At 48.7% G+C, this 17,751-nt stretch carries 12 protein-coding genes; 4 read left to right on the top strand and 8 right to left on the bottom strand.

Annotation, left to right across the window (positions count from 1 at the left end):
* Positions 1–28 precede the first annotated feature (28 nt).
* Together SK066_RS20745 and SK066_RS20750 are read left to right on the top strand one after the other, a co-directional pair.
* Positions 29–1,021: a DMT family transporter gene (locus tag SK066_RS20745; protein ID WP_320542835.1), complete on the top strand. Its 993-nt coding sequence runs from the start codon at positions 29–31 to the stop codon at positions 1,019–1,021.
* Positions 1,022–1,133: 112 nt separating this feature from the next.
* On the top strand, positions 1,134–2,420 hold the full coding sequence (locus SK066_RS20750; protein ID WP_320542836.1) for a hypothetical protein: 1,287 nt from the start codon (positions 1,134–1,136) through the stop codon (positions 2,418–2,420).
* 308 nt (positions 2,421–2,728) lie between these two features.
* Here SK066_RS20750 and SK066_RS20755 read toward each other — a convergent pair whose 3' ends face one another.
* From SK066_RS20755 to SK066_RS20775, 5 genes are all read right to left on the bottom strand, one after another.
* Positions 2,729–6,469: a DUF5695 domain-containing protein gene (locus tag SK066_RS20755; RefSeq protein WP_320542837.1), complete on the bottom strand. Its 3,741-nt coding sequence runs from the start codon at positions 6,467–6,469 to the stop codon at positions 2,729–2,731.
* 714 nt (positions 6,470–7,183) lie between these two features.
* Positions 7,184–8,347 (bottom strand): glycoside hydrolase family 88/105 protein, encoded by a 1,164-nt coding sequence (locus SK066_RS20760; protein WP_320542838.1) that lies wholly within the window; start codon positions 8,345–8,347, stop codon positions 7,184–7,186.
* Between the two features lie 440 nt (positions 8,348–8,787).
* On the bottom strand, positions 8,788–9,639 hold the full coding sequence (locus tag SK066_RS20765; protein ID WP_188776050.1) for a carbohydrate ABC transporter permease: 852 nt from the start codon (positions 9,637–9,639) through the stop codon (positions 8,788–8,790).
* A gap of 51 nt (positions 9,640–9,690) precedes the next feature.
* On the bottom strand, positions 9,691–10,590 hold the full coding sequence (locus SK066_RS20770) for a carbohydrate ABC transporter permease (protein WP_320542839.1): 900 nt from the start codon (positions 10,588–10,590) through the stop codon (positions 9,691–9,693).
* A 343-nt stretch (positions 10,591–10,933) separates the two neighbouring features.
* The gene (locus SK066_RS20775) at positions 10,934–12,232 is read right to left on the bottom strand and encodes an ABC transporter substrate-binding protein (RefSeq protein WP_407673714.1); all 1,299 of its coding nucleotides are present in this window, start codon (positions 12,230–12,232) and stop codon (positions 10,934–10,936) included.
* Between the two features lie 450 nt (positions 12,233–12,682).
* Here SK066_RS20775 and SK066_RS20780 point away from each other — a divergent pair, with 450 nt between their 5' ends.
* Both SK066_RS20780 and SK066_RS20785 read left to right on the top strand, forming a co-directional pair.
* Positions 12,683–13,168: a copper amine oxidase N-terminal domain-containing protein gene (locus SK066_RS20780; protein ID WP_320542840.1), complete on the top strand. Its 486-nt coding sequence runs from the start codon at positions 12,683–12,685 to the stop codon at positions 13,166–13,168.
* A gap of 103 nt (positions 13,169–13,271) precedes the next feature.
* Positions 13,272–13,718: a copper amine oxidase N-terminal domain-containing protein gene (locus SK066_RS20785; RefSeq protein ID WP_320542841.1), complete on the top strand. Its 447-nt coding sequence runs from the start codon at positions 13,272–13,274 to the stop codon at positions 13,716–13,718.
* A gap of 191 nt (positions 13,719–13,909) precedes the next feature.
* On the opposite strand, the gene SK066_RS20790 is transcribed toward SK066_RS20785, so the two are convergent.
* The 3 genes from SK066_RS20790 to SK066_RS20800 form a co-directional block, all read right to left on the bottom strand.
* Positions 13,910–14,095 (bottom strand): hypothetical protein, encoded by a 186-nt coding sequence (locus SK066_RS20790; RefSeq protein ID WP_320542842.1) that lies wholly within the window; start codon positions 14,093–14,095, stop codon positions 13,910–13,912.
* Between the two features lie 252 nt (positions 14,096–14,347).
* Positions 14,348–15,907 carry a response regulator transcription factor gene (locus SK066_RS20795; RefSeq protein WP_320542843.1) on the bottom strand — a complete coding sequence of 520 codons (1,560 nt, stop codon included), beginning with the start codon at positions 15,905–15,907 and terminating at the stop codon, positions 14,348–14,350.
* Positions 15,882–17,663 carry a cache domain-containing sensor histidine kinase gene (locus tag SK066_RS20800; protein WP_320542844.1) on the bottom strand — a complete coding sequence of 594 codons (1,782 nt, stop codon included), beginning with the start codon at positions 17,661–17,663 and terminating at the stop codon, positions 15,882–15,884. The genes SK066_RS20795 and SK066_RS20800 overlap by 26 nt, the downstream gene beginning before the upstream one ends.
* Positions 17,664–17,751 lie beyond the last annotated feature (88 nt).

The raw sequence follows: 17,751 nt of genomic DNA on the forward strand, positions 1-17,751 counted from the left end.
TTCCGTCGTAATGGAGGGATATCACATCATGACAACCGAAGCTTCAACCCAGCGCTCTGCATCCAAGCAGACGCTTCATTCATCCGACTCCTCAGCCAGCCGTTCTCGTGGATGGGCTTACGCTGCGGCGCTCGCTTACGCGCTCATTATTGGCTTTTCCTTTTTATTCGTTAAAATTACTGTTGCCGTTGCCCTGCCACTTGATGTGCTCGCTCATCGTTTTCTACTTTCCGTACTCGTGATGGCAATTCCAGTAAGTCTGGGCTGGATTCGCGTGTCGATTCGGCTTGCTGATCTGAAGCGCATTTTACCGCTGGCCTTATTATCACCTGTACTCTTTTTTAGCTTCCAAATCTTCGGCTTACTGCATGCATCATCCGCAGAGGCGGGTATCATTCAAGCGACGGTGCCGATCTTCACGATGCTGCTTGCTGCCTATTTTCTCAAAGAACGCACACGGCTTATGCAAAAGCTCTCCCTGCTTCTTTCCGTGTCTGGCGTCGTGCTCATCTTCGCACTGCAAGGTGGTGCAGGCTGGTCAGCCGATCATCTCGGCGGCATGCTGCTGCTAATGGGCTCAGCATTATCGTTTGCAGGCTATGGCGTGCTGGCACGTCCACTCACGCGCATGTACAATCCGCTGGAGCTAACGTGGGTAACGATGATCGTCGCTGCGGTGCTATTCAATATCGCCGCTGGTACCATGCATCTGGTGCAGGGTGATATGAGCGGCTACATCAAGCCGCTGGCACAGCCAGATTACTGGATGTCACTGCTCTATCTGGGCGTACTGTCCTCACTGGGCACGACACTACTGTCCAGCTATGCGCTGTCCATTCTCAAAGCAACACAGATGAGCGTATTTAGCAATTTTGCTACGATTACTTCGATGATTGCTGGAGCCGTCATTCTGCATGAACAGCTTCGGTACTATCATGTGATCGGAGCGCTTCTAATCATCATCGGTGTGCTCGGCACGAACTGGAATCGTCAGCGCCGTCAGACAAAGCCCACTAGCTAACGATGTATAGACTTCCTTTCTCCCTGCTTCCGAATCGGGTATAGTAGAGATAGAATTATATTGTATACCTAAATAAATCTCCATATTCCCGATTCGGAAAGGAAGAAGATAGATGAAGCCATCTCATTCACGCGTCCTAGCCCCAGCCTTATGGACGCGGCTGCTCATCGTTCCGCTATTACTTTCCAGTGTTCTGCTGCCAGCAGGTAACTATGCTAATGCAGCTACGATAACTGGAACATCAGATGTAATGGAACACGCTACCGCTTCACATACAACCGCACAGCAGCTAGCTTTGAGTACCGTAACCAATGGATCGTCAAGCCACTCAGCCACACAAGCGACCGATGCGCCGATTATTAATTCCAGACCGATCACAACGGAGCAGCAACAGCTTTCTTTTCCCCAGGACTTCTGGATTGAGCAGGATATCGTAGCGCTGCCTCAGGATCGTGTTCTATTCGTGGATCGCTTAACCGGTGATATCTATCTAAATGATCTGCAAACAGGAAGCAATCTGTGGTCGCATCAATACGAGCATATTTACAGCTATCGAGCGCTGCCTTCAAGCGGCAAGCTGGTGCTAATCATCCAAAATAAGCAGCATTTGCAAAAGCTTGTGCTCGGCTCTAAAGGCGAAACGCTATCCACCTTCAACTATCCTGCTTCGCTGCTAGGCTCCTTATCCGATCATCAGCTCTCGTCATATCAGATCAGCTGGTCGGCTCCCTTACAGCAGGGGGAAAAGGAACGGATCGCCATTCAGCAACAGGATGAGGTTCGCATCTATGAATCTCCCTGGAAAAAGCCGCTTCGTACCTACAAGCTCAAGGCGGTACAAAGCAATACTGCGGAGGACATCCATAGCACGCATATGGAGTATCAATCCGACCGACTGGTCATTCAATATGCAGCAGGTAGCTTGATGCAGACCGAACAGATTTTTGAAATGCTGAATACGAGCAGTACATCGTACCAGGGCAAAGTCGTCGAGATACCGTGGAATCTACAAAGCGACTTTCAACTGGAAAATGGACAGGCTGTCATTTACAGCTACAACACGAAACGTCCACCACTTGGTCCGAATGGAGCGACTTCTTATCCGATCTATCGACGTTATGATGTAGCAACAGGGAAGTTACTGGTCGAGAAAACGTATGTCTTTAAGGCTCAGGAGCCGCTCTGGACCACCGAATACAGCAATGGTCAGCTGCTGCTATCGGATCGTGATGAAAACCGTATGTCTTTGTATGACAAGCATGGTAAGGAGCTGTGGCAGCTACCACAACTATCCGATGACATCAGACTGCGACTGATCAAATATGAGAATAAACTGCTGTATCTACTGATCGAAACGAAAGATCGTCAATTCAAGCTGGTCAAGCAGCCTTTAATCTAGCATGTACGGTTATCGATAAGCGGATCGTGGATCGCCTGTCATCTTCACCTCTTTTCACTGGTAGGTCTTCATTTATTAATGGAAGAGTGCAAAAAGAGAAGGTTGAAAACGAACAGAAGAAGCGATACTCACGCTTGATCCGCTTTAATGTACATGCGGTTACCCCTTGGATTGGTAGCAATCATTCATCATTGTATGGAGTAGCAGCGAATGGGACGTACCTGTGATACGGTCGCTCATTCGCTGCTTTTGTATGCTATGAAAACAGAATCGTATCGTGTGGCTGATGGGCTTGGCGTCTACCTCAGTTACTGCCGCTTGCTATCTGAATGTGCCAGAGCTGCGATTTCTCTAGCATCCAGTGCGCGGCTATACATACGGAAATCATCCAGCAGCCCATGATACGGCGGATCATCGTAGCGCGTTTTGCCCATATAATTTTTTGTCGTATGGCCAAATGTGGCAGGGTCAACGGTAATCTGCTCATTCCGTCCTACCTCTACCCCGTTCACATATAAAATGGCGGTAGAGCCAGACAGCGTGACGGCGACATGATTCCATACGCCTGTCTGCATCACAGGTGCCTGAATCGTCTGCTCTCCATTGGAACCGTTATTCGTAATGCCAAATTGCATATGTCCTTCTACCTGTGGTGCCAGATATAGATACAGGAACTGATTCGGACCGATATCGAACAGCGAGCTGTAATCCTGTAATGATTCTGCTTTTGTCCATAACGAGAGCGTCAGATCATGACTGCCACCGAGCACATCATCCGGTAGCTGTACATAGGCTCCCTGTCCATTTAGCGATACAGCGTTACCATGTATGCCCTTTGCCCATGCGGCTCCATTTTGTAAAGAAGCCGGCTTCTTGCTACCATACGTATTCGCTGCCACCGTTCCGCTACCCTCATCAAATGGATAATCCGCAAGTAGCTTCGGTAATGCGGGTGGAGCGTACACTTGCACTGTCACCGTATCGCTGCTGCTCAGACTACCATCGGTTGCAGTTAAACGGAATGTATACGCACCATAGGTGCTTGTCGTAACGGTAGTACGCGCTGCATCGGCATTATAAAATGTAGCCGTTGCATCCTTCGGTGCAGCTACAACGCTCCAGTGTGCACGCGGCGGGCCAGCTGGCAGTCCATCATCTATCACGGTTCCTGTTAACGAGACTGGCTCTCTTGCTACCCCACTTTGATCGGCTCTGGCATCGACCTGTGGAGCTACATTACTACCTGATGTCGTTGCCGCTAGCTCAATCGTATAATTCGCCTGTGCAGGTGCATATACGTTCAAGGTTACGCGATCTGCAAAGGCATTTAGCGTTCCAGCCGCCTGACCGTTCACCTTGATGCTGTAAGCAGAACGCTGTAGCCCGCTTAGCTCGATCGATGTCGGATGAACCTGAGACGGGAACGTATTGGTCATTTGAAGTCGCAGACTGCGCTTGTCCTTACTGATCTCGGCTGCCCGGTATTGATCTCGTGCCAGCTCCATATTGAAGCCGAGCGGTAAAATATGCAGCTTCCTATACACTCCGTCCGTTGGAGTGATCTGATATGTTCTTCCGGTATCCTTCACCTCTGCGCCATAACCGATCAGACCGAAGATAGGGTCATCTGCCACATCTGCGCTAAGTATACGCAGCGCACCGAACAGTCCCAGATCCGCTTCACCGGTCATGCTGCGCCAGCCGTTCATCAGTGGCACATCGTGCCCACCGCCTGTACCGTTGGTGCCTTGATTCCCCTTTTCCGCTTGATACGTCCACGAAGCAGCGCCAATATTAGCAGCATCTGTACTCATCTGTCCGCTATTGATCGCGCCCACATTGGCAAGCTTGGAGGCATAGGCTAGACGCAGCTGCTCGGCAGCAAGTGTCGGCTGATCAGCGACCAGATGCTGACGAATCCAATCATCCATCGTATAGCCTGCCAGTGAGGTAGTGTACTGAAAGTTAAACCAGTTATCCCCCGTATTCGTCACCGGATCAGCGTAGTAGTACCAGACTGGCATTTGCCCACGGCTGGCTCTCGTTTTCGAATTGATCTCGCTCATCATACCCAGTGCCTTATCGGTATTCTTCCCGGCTTCCCATTGGGAACGAGCGAGTGTGTACACCTCTTCTTCGCCTGTATTGTCATAGGAATATTCAGAGCCATACGGGTACTTATTACTGCTAAAATTCGCGAATTTACGCTCCATCTTATCTCGGATATCATCCGCTTCCTTCACATAGCCTTCGCGATCCAGTGCAGCGATTAGCTCTGGCGTCGTCTGCCCACCCATCAAGCCTGTAGCCAGACTATAATTCACTGGGCCATCATAAAGGGTCTTCATCATATGATAGGCACGCAGCAAATACGTGTCTGGATCGTGCTTGTACGCGATCAAGCCCGGATAATCACGAGCAATCTGATACATATCAAAGTACGTATTGTACACATGCGGATACGCATAGCCGCGATCGGTCAGTGTCGCTCCCTCGTCAGCCGTCAGGAAGTTGCGCACCAGATAGTCGTCATGATGATCCTTCATTAGCTTGTTCCAGACTACAGTCTCCAGATAATCATCCAGCGACTGCACCTGACGCGCGACCGGCTGTAATCGATTTTGTTCGGCAAGGAAAAGACCATGCGTCAATCCCCAATCATCGCCCCAACCCCAGCCCCACGGCTCCGGTGTATCAAACACATTGCCGTTAAAGGCATTGCGCTTCTGCTTCGTGTGCATCATCCAGTCATCGTACACCTTGTCCCGCAGATCGCCCGGTGCATTCCACTGCATATGATCAACCATAAAGCTGGCATGTGCGGACAACGCCTTATCTACAGGATCAATGCCATAAAATTGCATCACCGTTCGCTTGCCATTACCATACTGAATCGTGACATTTTGCGGGCCCAGCTGATCCAAACACCAGCGGTATAGATGATGATCTCCCGTCTTTGTTCGATCCAATGCAATGGTACGCCCCTTGCCATCCTTCACGCTCCGAATCGGCTGACGGGTACGCAGGTCAAATTGAATCGGCTGATTAGTCGGCACGATCATTCCTGGTACAACGGTCATATCGATCAATCCATGCTCGTATAGCGTCTGCTTCATCTGCTGCTCGTCCTTCACCGCTGCAAATGTAAATCCATATCGACTGCTTGCCTGCGGATTCAGCACCAGACTCGTATTGGGCAAGTATCCTCGATTCGTAGAACGAATAACCGCCGAATGCGGGTAAAAGACGTTCAGTCCTTTGATCCATTTGCCTTCATTCGCTGGATTCCATGCCCACTTGCTGCCAGGATGCTCCTCAATACGCCAGCGATCCTGATACTCTAGCCCTGCCCCTGTATCTGCATCCGGCATAAAGAGCAGATACGGCCCTAATCCACTCGGACGACTCGCCGTCAGATACGAGCTATCGTTAGCGATAAAGGCATGGGTGACGACCCGTGTCTCATAAATCTCGTCTCCATAATTCCACTGCTCGTTAAATGGCATCGGTAGACCGTAATCACCGATCTCCAGCTTCTTACCGCTCGTATTCTCAATGCCAATCGTCCAGCCGAGCGAGCCATCCGACTTGATCGCATACGTCTCCGTCAGGCGAAAATCACGAATGCCCTCAGCATGACGGGAATGCTCATACGTAACCTGTACCTGCTGTCCGCTCTGCTGAATGTGACGCACATCATCTGATTGGTTGGTCGATGCCCTGCGCCATTCGCCCCCATCCAGACGATAGGTGAATAACAGCTCACCCATCCACTGATGATCATATGTATCCTGTTCAGGGGTGACCGTTTTGTTCATCACATATTCCGTCGGGAACAGATCATTGGTCAGCTTGAGCGAGGATATCTCTCCATATTGCCCGATCTTCACCTGCACCTGACTTCCTGATAACGAGATGCCTGTTGAATCTGTTCCTTCATCTGCGGCATAGGTAAAGGTAGGTAGCTGCACGAATAACAGCAGCAGGGCACAGCATAGAGCCCATCCTTTCTTCCCGATTGTTCGCCATTGTACATCATCATTCATCATGTTGCGCCTCCTCAGCTCATATCGTTTTTGTCATGTGGATGGTCTCTTATATGCTGTACATAGCAGTACAGTTCTAGCATACGAATCGACAAAAACAGCCCCTTGATTACAAAACATATCGTATTAAAAATAGCTTGTTAGACGAATAACAACCTCGATATCTTTGTTGTTGGTACATTCGTTATCTAACGCTTTGCTGCTCTGCATGCTGCGACATGCCCCATCATGACGCGTTATCGACTCGCTACTCACCTGATTTCAGATCGCATTTGGGCAATCGAATACTTGTCATTAACAAGCAATTTGCTTATTCGCATTGGTTATAGCATCCATATCACAAAATGACAAGTCCTTATTTTAGGAATCAAAAAAGAGGTACTTTGGATACAAAGTACCGGTTACGCTCAATCTATTTCATGACCAGATCAGATCGGCACGGCAAAAAGCCGCTTTATCCATAAAGGAGTAAAGCGGCCTGCAACATGTACAGTATCTCAACTGATTTGCGTAAAACCTAGTGGATAGTGAGCAGATTCCACTTCGGTAAGGAAGATGGGAACGGAATCCCCTCTCGCGCAGGAATCCATGAAGCAGTAGAACATGCAGGTTCGCGTGCTACTCATAACATACGTATTAACGTAAATTGACATGCGTTCATATTCTTTTATACTGATCGGTGCAATATAGCTTGCGGTGCGGACTACCCATGCGTGCTTAATGCGTCTCGATTCCTGCTTCATCGGGAGCGTTAGTCGTAGCCAGCTCATCGCGCCCGGAGGTATGCCCCGAGACGGACTCAGTATGGGATGAAGCCTCGATATCGCCTGTCGTTTTGCTCGTCATTTGTCCGTATACATCCTGTTTGGTACGCAAAAGCTGCGCGAGAAAAGCGAGTGTCAGTCCCTGTCCCCAGCCCTGAATGCGCTTCTCAGGAACCTGACGGTAGCCATCGATATCGTTCATCACCGCGGTTCCTGCGGATACACCGGTGACTGTGCCATCCTCTTTAATACGTGCAAGAATGCCGTCGATCGCCTTTTGCGAATATTTATTATACAGTCGTCCTCTCATAAGCAGTGCCGTGGCAATACCTGCGGAGCCAGACGTTTCCAAATAGGATGTCTCATCATCTAATACCGTATGCCATAGCCCTTCCGGTGCTTGCAGACGCACGAGCGCACTTAGCTGATCCCGTAACGAACCATCGATCATCATATAGGATGGATGCTGCACCGGGACATATTGCAGTGCCTTGGACATCGTTAATGCCGCCCAGGAATTGCCACGCGCCCAGTAGATTGAGGACATATGATTCCCCTGCACATTGTCCCAGCCATGATAATACAGATTCGTATCTGCATCCTGTAGCAGCTGCTCATGCCCATGATACTGGCGTAGTCCATCCTCAAAGTAACGCTCATTCCCGAGCAAATGCCCGATACGTAGCAGATAATAGCCCGCCATAAACATCGTATCCACCCACGCCTGCTCCGGGAAAATATCTGTCTCCGAGTTAACGGTATGCTGGAATACTCCCTCAGCAAAGCGCTCTGCCTTCGTATCCAGAAACTCTGCCATTTCCTTCGCGATCTGCAAATATTGCTCTTCTCCTGTCGCTTCGTACAGGGTGAGTAGTCCGTGACCAATCGATACACCATTCACCGACAATGGCGGCAAGCCATCTGCAATATTCTCGTCTACCCATTCACGCAGCTTGTCCAAATATTCACGCTTGCCTGTCGCTTCATATGCTTCACATACGCCGTAAAAAGCTACGCCACCGGGCCAATCCCAGTTGAAGTCCATATTAAAGGTGCGTTCTACAACGCGGTCGATGATTTGCTTGATGTGTTGCTCGTCGAAATGCAGTGCTGGCATGGTGGAGCCTCCTTATTTTGATGGTTTGTTTGTGTAGGACGTAGGTGGGGTGAGCAGAATCCACTCCGGGAAGGAATAAGGGGATGGACTCCCCGTCTCGCACAGGAATCTATGAAGTAGTAGAACATGTAGATTCCCGTGCTCAAAAGTCCGTCCATTTCCCTTATTTCCTTCCCTCCGTTCCGTGCTGCTCATAACATACGTCTTTACGCAAATTTTTAGTGGCATTTTTGAAAGATTTTTAAGGGCTTTTAAGAGCTTTTTGTAGGTCTTTTTAAATATTTTAGGTTGTTTTGAAAGTCTTGTTGGACTGGGCTTTATCTACTCATCTTCTGCTCTTCCTAATCCATAGATTCCTGTGCGAGACAGGAGTCCGTCCCCCTATTCCTTCTCGAAGTGGTTGATGCCCTACAACAACAGTTTGCTCAACCGCTCATCAATCACCCTTTAATCCCACTACTACTAATCCCTTCAACGATATGCTTCTGGAACAGGAAGAATACAAGAATAACCGGTAACAGACTTACCATGGACATGGCGAACATGCCGCCCCAGTTGGATGCGGATTCGCTGTCTAGGAACATTTTGAGGCCCATCGACACGGTGTATTTGTCCGGTGAATTAAGGTACAGTACTGGGCCGAGCAGGTCTTCCCATCTCCAGTAAAAGGAGAAGATTGCTGCGGTAGCAAGCGATGCTTTAATCAGTGGCATGATGATTTGTAGAAATAATCTGAACTTGCCGCAGCCGTCGATGGTGGCGGCTTCATCGAGTTCTTTTGGAATAGTACGGATAAATTGCACCATTAAGAAAATGAAAAATGGTGCGCCGAAAAATTGCGGTACGACAATCGGCCAGATCGTATTGAGCCAGCCAAGCTTGGTGAAAATGATATATTGCGGCACCAGCACCACATCATGTGGTAGCATCAGCGTGACCATCATCACACCGAACCAGAACGTACGGCCGACGAATTGAAGACGGGCGAAGCCGAAGGCGATCAATGCAGATGAAAGGACGACACCGAGCGTGGACAGTACGACGATAACGAGTGAGTTCCAGATATAATGTCCAAATGAATAGCCGCCAATGCCCTTCCAGCCTGTTACATAGTTCGTCCAGATCCATTCTGCTGGTAGCAATGTAGTCGCTGTTGTGAAGATCGTGCGACTTTCCTTGAATGAACTGAAAAACATCCAGATGATCGGGTACAGCATCAACAGGGCGAGCGCACCAACAAGGATGTGGTAGAGTGGCCATTTAACACGACGCCACAAGGTGCCGCGCTGCATGCCTGTACCTGCAATCGTGCTATATTGCTGTGCTTTTGGTCCATCCATCGCTTAACGGCCTCCTTCCGACTCGTAAAATACCCAGAGCTTTGAGGTTTTGAACAAAATGAAGGTGATCACACCGATGAAGATCAGCATAATCCATGCCATCGCAGACGCATAACCCATATTGTTAAACATGAACGCCTGACGGAACAGATAGAGCGAGTACAGCATCGTGCCATCCAGTGGGCCACCCTCGCCTTTGGAAATGATATAAGCAGGCACAAACGTCATAAATGCACTGATCGTCTGCATGATCAGATTGAACAAAATAATCGGGCTGAGTAGTGGCAGTGTGATGCTGAAAAATTTGCGAACTGGCTTTGCACCGTCCACACTTGCCGCCTCGTACATTTCCCCGGAAATATTTTTAAGACCTGCGAGGAAGATAAGCATAGACGAGCCAAACTGCCATACCGACAGTGTAATCAGCATACCGAGTGCTGCATTGGGATCGCCAAACCACTGAATCGGTGCAGCACCAAGCGCCATTAGCATGCCGTTCACGATCCCCTGCTCACTGAAAATATTACGCCACATAATCGATACCGCGACGCTACCGCCGATGATCGATGGCAGATAATAGATCGTACGATAGGTACCGATCATGCGTGAGCCTGTGTTCAGAATCATCGCGACAAACAGGGCAAAGGTCAGTCGCAGCGGCACACCGATAAACACGTAATAGAGCGTGACCTTGACGGAATTCCAATACTTCGGATCATTCGTAAACATCTTCTCAAAGTTAGACAATCCGACCCAGCGTGGCGGGCTAAACAGGTTGTAGCTCGTAAAGGATAAATACAGTGATATGAACATCGGAATCAGCGTGAACGCCAGAAATCCGATAATGAACGGACTAATAAACGTATAGCCGGTCAGATTGGCTTTGAGCGAATGGTTTCGCATACGTCCATGCACCTCCCGTAATAGATAGCGTTGGTTTAAAATAACGCAGCCTGCTCCAACATCCGAGACTATGCGGCGGCTGGTATGAAAGGCTGCGTTGATGACGTGTTAAGATGGTTGTTGATACTTGTTGATGGTTGAACTGATCGGTTGGAGCAGACCCAACTTTGAGAAACACTAAGCGAACGGACTTGATGCAGTGACGCAAAATCACTTGTATCGCTCCCCGTGTTAGAGTATCCCTAATATTTGAAATCATCCTTTTCCGTTCGCTTTTTCCTTCGCCGGGTTCCTCTGCTCACGATAAGGCTTACCGATCAAACAGCCATCCTGCTCACAGTGATTATGGCTGGTTATTCGATAGAATCGAGTTCGCATCTGCACGGAATTTGGTAGCAGCATCGGCGGCTGTGATCTGTCCGAAGTTAATCTGTTCCACATAGTCGGACAGACTGGCGATTACCTCAGCAGAGCCGACTGGCGGTGGTGGACTCATTGGCGAAGCGATCGGCTCCATTTTGCTAACAAAATCGAATACCTGCTTCTCGGCATCGGTCAGCTCTGGCGTGATTGCTTCTTTGATCTTGGAGGAGATCGGTACACCACGCTCGCCCTTGATCAGCTTGTTGGCTTCTTCGTTGTTAATCCAGAAGTCGATGAATTTAGCTGCTTCATCCTTGGATTGGGAATTTTTCGAGATCGCCCAGTACATACTTGGCTGCATGTAAATGCCTTTTTCCATATCAGGTCCGAGCATTGGGGCGAGTGCCATCGGGCGATCCGATACCTTTTGCAGCGCGACAAACTGGTTTGACCACTGCCATGTACCGATCGCTGTTCCTTTGACCACCGCAGATTCCTCCAGAATGCCTTTGTTCTGGCTCAATGTTTCCTGCGAAGGGGTAGCGCCTTCCTTCATCAGCTTGGCTAGACGACCAAAGAAGTCAGCGAACAGTGCATCATCCTCATAGCCAAGCCCAGTGCCCTGCGCATTGTAGAGCGAAGCGCCTTTCGTTCTCAGGTAGTAGTTGAAAAATACATCTGCCGTCATCGACTCATCAAAGTAGATGCCTTTATCCTTCGCTTGCAGAGCAAGCTTCTCATAATCGTCCCATGTCCAATCGGCTGGCAGCTCGTTAATGCCCGCCTTTTTCAGCAGCTCTGGATTGTACTGGTAACCCAGCACGTTCACACCTGCCGGAATCCCGTACTGTGTGCCGCCGATCATGCCTGTGCTAATGACGCTCTCGCTCACATCGTCCAGCTTGATGCCGTTACCGATGTATGGCTTCAGGTCTTCCAGCTGACCATTTTTCGCATACTGGCTAATGTAGGAGATGTCCATCTGAATAATGTCGGGTAATTGATTCGCTGCGGCTTGCGGAGCAAGCTTTTTCCAGTAGTCATCAAAGGAAGCATACTCCACATCAATGTTCACGCCCGGGTTCTGCTTTTTGTACAGATCGATCACCTGCTGCGTATAGCTATGACGCGTATCCGAACCCCACCAGGCGATCCGAATCGTCTTGCCTCCCTGATCGCCACCGCTTGCGCCTGTACTGCTACCGGAATTACCACACGCTGTAATCATCAGCAAAATGGCTACCAGTACGGCGATCGCTGCTGTCTTTTTCATCTTCATGCTTGTTATCCCCTCTCGTTATGAACCATCTAATCTAGCGATGAGTCTGATGTAGAAGTCGTTACTATGTGTTTTTGTTAACGCTTACATTATGATCGTGTTTTTATTTTCGCAGATGCGCAGTGTCAAATGAATACACAAATCCGAGGTTTTGGTGTAAAAAACAGAGGCGTGGGGTAGCAGAATATGTACGAGAAATCCCTTAAACCATGATAAATTGTACTGTACTCCTACCTAACTGTTCGGAAAAAAGCACATTTCAATCCTTCATCGTATGTTGACTTTTTCATAATGAGATTGTAATTTGATTCATGTAATTACAATAAAAGGAGGGTTGTTTGTTTTACTATGCCGTTTATTTTTAGTAGCCTTTAGACAGCAAAAAAGCTCGAAACTACTTTATAACTACTTAACCTAGCAGTTGATTAACAACATGATGGAGGCCAAAAAATGAAGCTTTTCAAATGTTTATCTTCTCTTGCAATTGCAGCAACCCTTCTACTCCCCATTTCCAATATTGCCAGTGCTTCTCGTGACTTTCCTAAGATTTATGTCAATCATGAGAAATTAGATATTTATGCTGCTGTTGCAACAATAGGTGTTACGTATGTCCCTTTTCGTCCGATCTTTGAAAAGCTACAAATGACCGTAAACTGGGACAATATTAAAAAATCAGTGACTGCTACGAATGGAACGACAACGATTATACTAACAAATAATTCTTACATAGCCTACGTAAACGATAAAGAAGTGCAATTGCTTAATCCGCCATCCTATAATCCTGAGGACGGCATCTTCTACGTCAACCTGCGTTTTGTCGCTGAATCGACAGGGGCTACCGTCAACTGGTCCAAGGACGATCAAACAGACAGCGCCACGATCAATATTACCGACCCCAATCTGTCCAAGCTCCCATCCGATACGACCAGCCAATAATCCATTGCAGCTACGCTCCATTTTGGTCTCCATCTGTTCATTTTCGAGTCACAGTGTATACTATAAGCGTATAACCATGAGATTGAACAATGGAGGCTACTACATGAAACTCAGTAAATCCATATATATTCTGGCAGTTCTAATGCTGTGTATGCTCCTACATGCCCCTCAGGCACACGCATCCCTAGAACAGCCAGAAGTGTATGTAAATAACGAAAACGTAGACATGCACGCCGTTGTCTCGGCAGCAGGCATCACCTACGTTCCCTTTCGTACCGTATTCGAAAAACTACATATGAACGTCGATTGGGACAACACCAAAAAATCCGTGACCGCCACCAACGACCATACCGCCATCACACTAACCGCCTATTCCGACAAAGCCTATGTCAATGGACAAGAATTCGACCTGCTCGAACCCCCAATCTACAACCAGGACGACCAGCTCTTCTACGTCAACCTCCGCTTCGTAGCCGAAGCCTCCGGCGCCCAGGTCACCTGGATCACAAAAGACTATAACGCTCGCATCTATATTAAAATTCCAAATTGAGACACCATCAAACTAAGATGATCGATCACCACAACAAACGCTTATCTCCAATTCGAGTTCATTTGGAGATAAGCGTTTGTTTACTGCTTCTTCCCCCACAGGAGCAAATGCCTACCCCCCTCCCAGTGATCCAGTGATCGCATCAAGCCTCTTTTCCTTGTTATCATTTGTGTTTTCAATGCTCTTAAAACTTATACCATTCTAAATGCTCTTCTTGCTTTTAATGCTTTTAATGCTTTTAATGCTTTTAATGCTTTTAATGCTTTTAATGCTTTTAATGCTTTTAATGCTTTTAATGCTTTTAATGCTTTTAATGCTTTTAATGCTTTTAATGCTTTTAATGCTTTTAATGCTTTTAAAAATGATGCGATTAGCACGGAACGCAGGCAAGGAAATAAGGAAAAAGGACGACTTTGGAGGGGCGGGAATCTTCATTTTATCCTACTCCAAAAGATTCCCGCGGCTCCACCCGAGTCCGTTCCCTTATTCCTTGCCGGAGTGCTTGATGCCCCATCCCAACAAACTCCCTAAACATTCCACGCAATTCAAAAATTTAGAGATTTAAAGATTTAGAGACTCAGAGATTTAAAAATTTAAGAGCACAAACCACTTCACTCCCCCCAGGCATCTTACTCCCCACACCTACGATATTCCGTCGGCGTCATCCCCGTCACCTTCTTAAACACCTGACTAAAATACTGCGAATTCCCTCCAAACCCAAACAGCTCCGCCAATTCAAACACCTTCACATCGCCACTGCGCCGAATATGCTCCATTGCCCGCTCGATCCGATACCGATTCACATAATGTGAGAAATTGTCTCCGGTCACCTTTTTGAAAATTTTACCGAGATAGTCCGGGTTCATATACAGCATCTGATTGGCTACACCGTTCAGCGATAGCTCGGCATTCACATAATTCTCCTCGATAATCCGTAGCATTTTATTCACGACCGATGACTGGCGGTTCATATTACTGCGGTAGTATCCACCCGTTAGCTCCACAGCAGCCTGGCGGATAAAGTCATGCAGCCCGGTCAGTGTATCCAGTCGGGACAGCTCCGCCAGCCTTGCGGTTGGCGCGCTTCGTTCATCCTCCGGATACAGACGCAGCATCACCGCATACAGCTGTAGCACATACGAGCGTGTCACCGCGATATCATGGCGTAGCTCGCCTAGTGTAGCGAACAGTCCAGCAATCTCTGCCTCCACCTCCTGCACCTGCCCTGACCTGATCATCATCGTGAATTGCTCTTCATCCAGCTCAAAGCCGCTATGTTCCCGTCCATCGCTCAGCGCCACATCCTGACGTGTGATCAGACTGCCGCCGCCCACATAGAAGCGCTGGGTCATATACTGACGCGCATTGCGATACAGCCGCCGCAGCTCCTCCATCCGTCCAGCCTCGCTAACGGCTGCCGTGAGCTCTAATTTATAAAAGCCTGCGAATATATCCTTTACTTGATTTAGCCCCTCCATCAGCCCGGTCACCTCACCGGGATCATCCATAAGCAGCAATAGCTCATCGTGAAGCTGAATCGTCGTTCCCATGAGCACGCCCTCCAGCACATCCTCAGCGATATTTTTGAGGGCAAATAAGTGCTCGTACTCGTTGGAATTCTCCGCACGTAGCAGCACCAGGCGCACGCTGCGATTACTAAGCTGCATATGGAATAAGCGCTCATAATAGGCAAGATCGCGACTACCATACATTTTATTAGAGATAAATTCCTTCAAAAACTGTTCCTTTACCTGAGGTAGCATCCGGCTAAACTGCTCGCGCATCCGACTGACGAATAGCTCGCGCTCCTGCTCAGCCGCACGCTCCGACAGCAACTCCGCAATCGCCGCTTCGATCTGCTGCTCATTGCATGGCTTGACCAGATAATGCTTTACGCCATATTGCATCGCTCGTCTGGCATAATCAAAGTCCTTATAGCCCGACAGCATAATAAAGCGTACATCTGGAAATTGCTCATACGTCTTCGCCACCAGCCCAATCCCATCCAGACCCGGCATGGAAATATCGCTAATGACGATGTCCGGCCGCTTCTCGGCAATCCGCTCATACGCTTCCAGCCCGTTACGTGCCGTGCCGACCAGCTCTGTTCCGCTCGCCTGCCAATCGACCACACTGGAGATACCCTCCAGAATCATGCGCTCATCATCCACCAACAGCACTTTGTACATCGTATAGCTCCCCTTTGTTATATGGAATACGAATATGGAACGCCGTGCATACATCAGGCTCACTCTGAATCTGTAGCCCATAGTCCGAGCCAAAGGTCAGGCGAATCCGCTCAATAATATTCGTTAGACCGATGCCTTTCCCACGCGTCTGTACCTGCCCCTGATGCAGACGCTCCAGAAATTCTACCGTCATACCTGGCCCATCATCCTCTACCACGATATGCACCGCATCCTGCTCCCTCCATGCTCTGATGCGAATATGGCATGCCTCGATCTTAGGCTCCAGTGCATAATGGATCGCATTCTCAACGAGCGGCTGTAGCGTCAGCTTAGGGATCAGCGTATCTCCTAACTCAGGCGGCACCTCAATCATAAAATTTAGCCGTTCTTCAAATCGCATCCGCTGAATCGTGACATAGCTGCGCACGATGTCCAGCTCATCCTCCAGCCGAATGACCTTGTCCGTCATATTGACCGAGCTACGAAGCAGAAAGCCTAGCGCCTCGACCATCCGCGAAATTTCCGGTTGCTTGTTCATTTTCGCCATCCAGTTAATCGACTCCAGCGTGTTATATAGAAAATGAGGATCGATCTGCGCTTGCAGTGCCTTCAGCTCGGTTTCACGGATGACGAGCTGCTTGGCATAATTTTCATCAATTAGCTCCCGAATACGGCGCAGCATTCGATTAAAGGTACGATGTAGCAGCCCTACTTCATTTTGCGCTCTTGTCGTCGCTGGATCAGCAGGTAGCTCGCCCAGTTGATCCAGATTGCCCGTTTCCACGGTACGCATCTTTTGTAGCAGTCGTTCCATCGGATGGGTGATGCTACGAGATAGCTTCGTACCGAGCAGCAATGCCAGCAGGAAAATACCGATAAATACAAACGTCACTAATTGCTTGATCCAGATCACACGCTGGAACATCGAATCAAATGGCGTCATATGCAGATACGTCCAGCCCGTATACGGGGACTGAATGCGCGCGGAGAAGTAGCTTTCCGAGTTCCCTGCGATCACACCGTACGGCTTGCTGCCTCCTAGTCCCTCGTCGATTATCGTGCGACTGAGCGGAAGCTGCTCGGGATAGAGAATTTTCCCACCATCTGAGATGATCAGCTGACTGCCTGAGCTACTTTCCACCTGCTCCTGTACGATGCGATCGATCCGTACTCGAATCATAATCGTGCCCAGATCATGCAGCGTAAAGGTGGAGCCACTGAACTGCTTGAACTGACGAACAGCGATTAACTCGCCCTTATCTCCGGCATACCAGGCATTTGAGCCGCTATGCTGCTGTGCTAGCCGAATCAACTCAGGGCGCATGCCTGCTGGTACACCTTCTCGATTGCCAGCAAACATCAGCTCACCTTCACGATCTAGTGCTAGCATCGAATATACGAACTTCTCCGAGCCAGCGAAGGCGACCAGCCGATTGGTGATTTTTTTGCGAATGACGTTCTTTTCGTAAATGGACGTCTCCTGCTGAAGCTGGAATAAATAGCGCTGGAGTTGCTCATCGGTTACAACGCGAAAAGATAAGTTCTCCATATCCTTGAGCTGATTTTCGATCTCAAATGAAGACATATTGAGCAGCTCCGATGTCTTCTCATACATCTGATTGTCGTACGTGTTATACACCATATTCAGCACAAGCAAATAGGAGGCAAAGCTGCCCAGCATGAGAGCCGAGATAAGCAGCAGCATCTGACGATGAATGCCCAGATTAATGTAAGCGCTTTTAAATCGAGCCAGCATATGATCTTCCCCCATAACCGGATTGGGATTGGTGGTATGTTCACCGGATTACGTGACTGTAGTGCTTAGTACATTAGTCACTAGTATA

It is taken from the genome of Paenibacillus hunanensis (assembly GCF_034055775.1).
GTDB classification, from domain to species: domain Bacteria; phylum Bacillota; class Bacilli; order Paenibacillales; family Paenibacillaceae; genus Saccharibacillus; species Saccharibacillus hunanensis.

Bases quoted from the DNA above. Each gene is read 5' to 3' on its own strand.
- SK066_RS20770 (WP_320542839.1), bottom strand. From the start codon at position 10,590: ATGCGAAACCATTCGCTCAAAGCCAATCTGACCGGCTATACGTTTATT.
- SK066_RS20745 (WP_320542835.1), top strand. From the start codon at position 29: ATGACAACCGAAGCTTCAACCCAGCGCTCTGCATCCAAGCAGACGCTT.
- SK066_RS20775 (WP_407673714.1), bottom strand. From the start codon at position 12,232: ATGAAGATGAAAAAGACAGCAGCGATCGCCGTACTGGTAGCCATTTTG.
- SK066_RS20795 (WP_320542843.1), bottom strand. From the start codon at position 15,907: ATGTACAAAGTGCTGTTGGTGGATGATGAGCGCATGATTCTGGAGGGT.
- SK066_RS20785 (WP_320542841.1), top strand. From the start codon at position 13,272: ATGAAACTCAGTAAATCCATATATATTCTGGCAGTTCTAATGCTGTGT.
- SK066_RS20765 (WP_188776050.1), bottom strand. From the start codon at position 9,639: ATGCAGCGCGGCACCTTGTGGCGTCGTGTTAAATGGCCACTCTACCAC.
- SK066_RS20755 (WP_320542837.1), bottom strand. From the start codon at position 6,469: ATGATGAATGATGATGTACAATGGCGAACAATCGGGAAGAAAGGATGG.
- SK066_RS20760 (WP_320542838.1), bottom strand. From the start codon at position 8,347: ATGCCAGCACTGCATTTCGACGAGCAACACATCAAGCAAATCATCGAC.
- SK066_RS20750 (WP_320542836.1), top strand. From the start codon at position 1,134: ATGAAGCCATCTCATTCACGCGTCCTAGCCCCAGCCTTATGGACGCGG.
- SK066_RS20780 (WP_320542840.1), top strand. From the start codon at position 12,683: ATGAAGCTTTTCAAATGTTTATCTTCTCTTGCAATTGCAGCAACCCTT.
- SK066_RS20800 (WP_320542844.1), bottom strand. From the start codon at position 17,663: ATGCTGGCTCGATTTAAAAGCGCTTACATTAATCTGGGCATTCATCGT.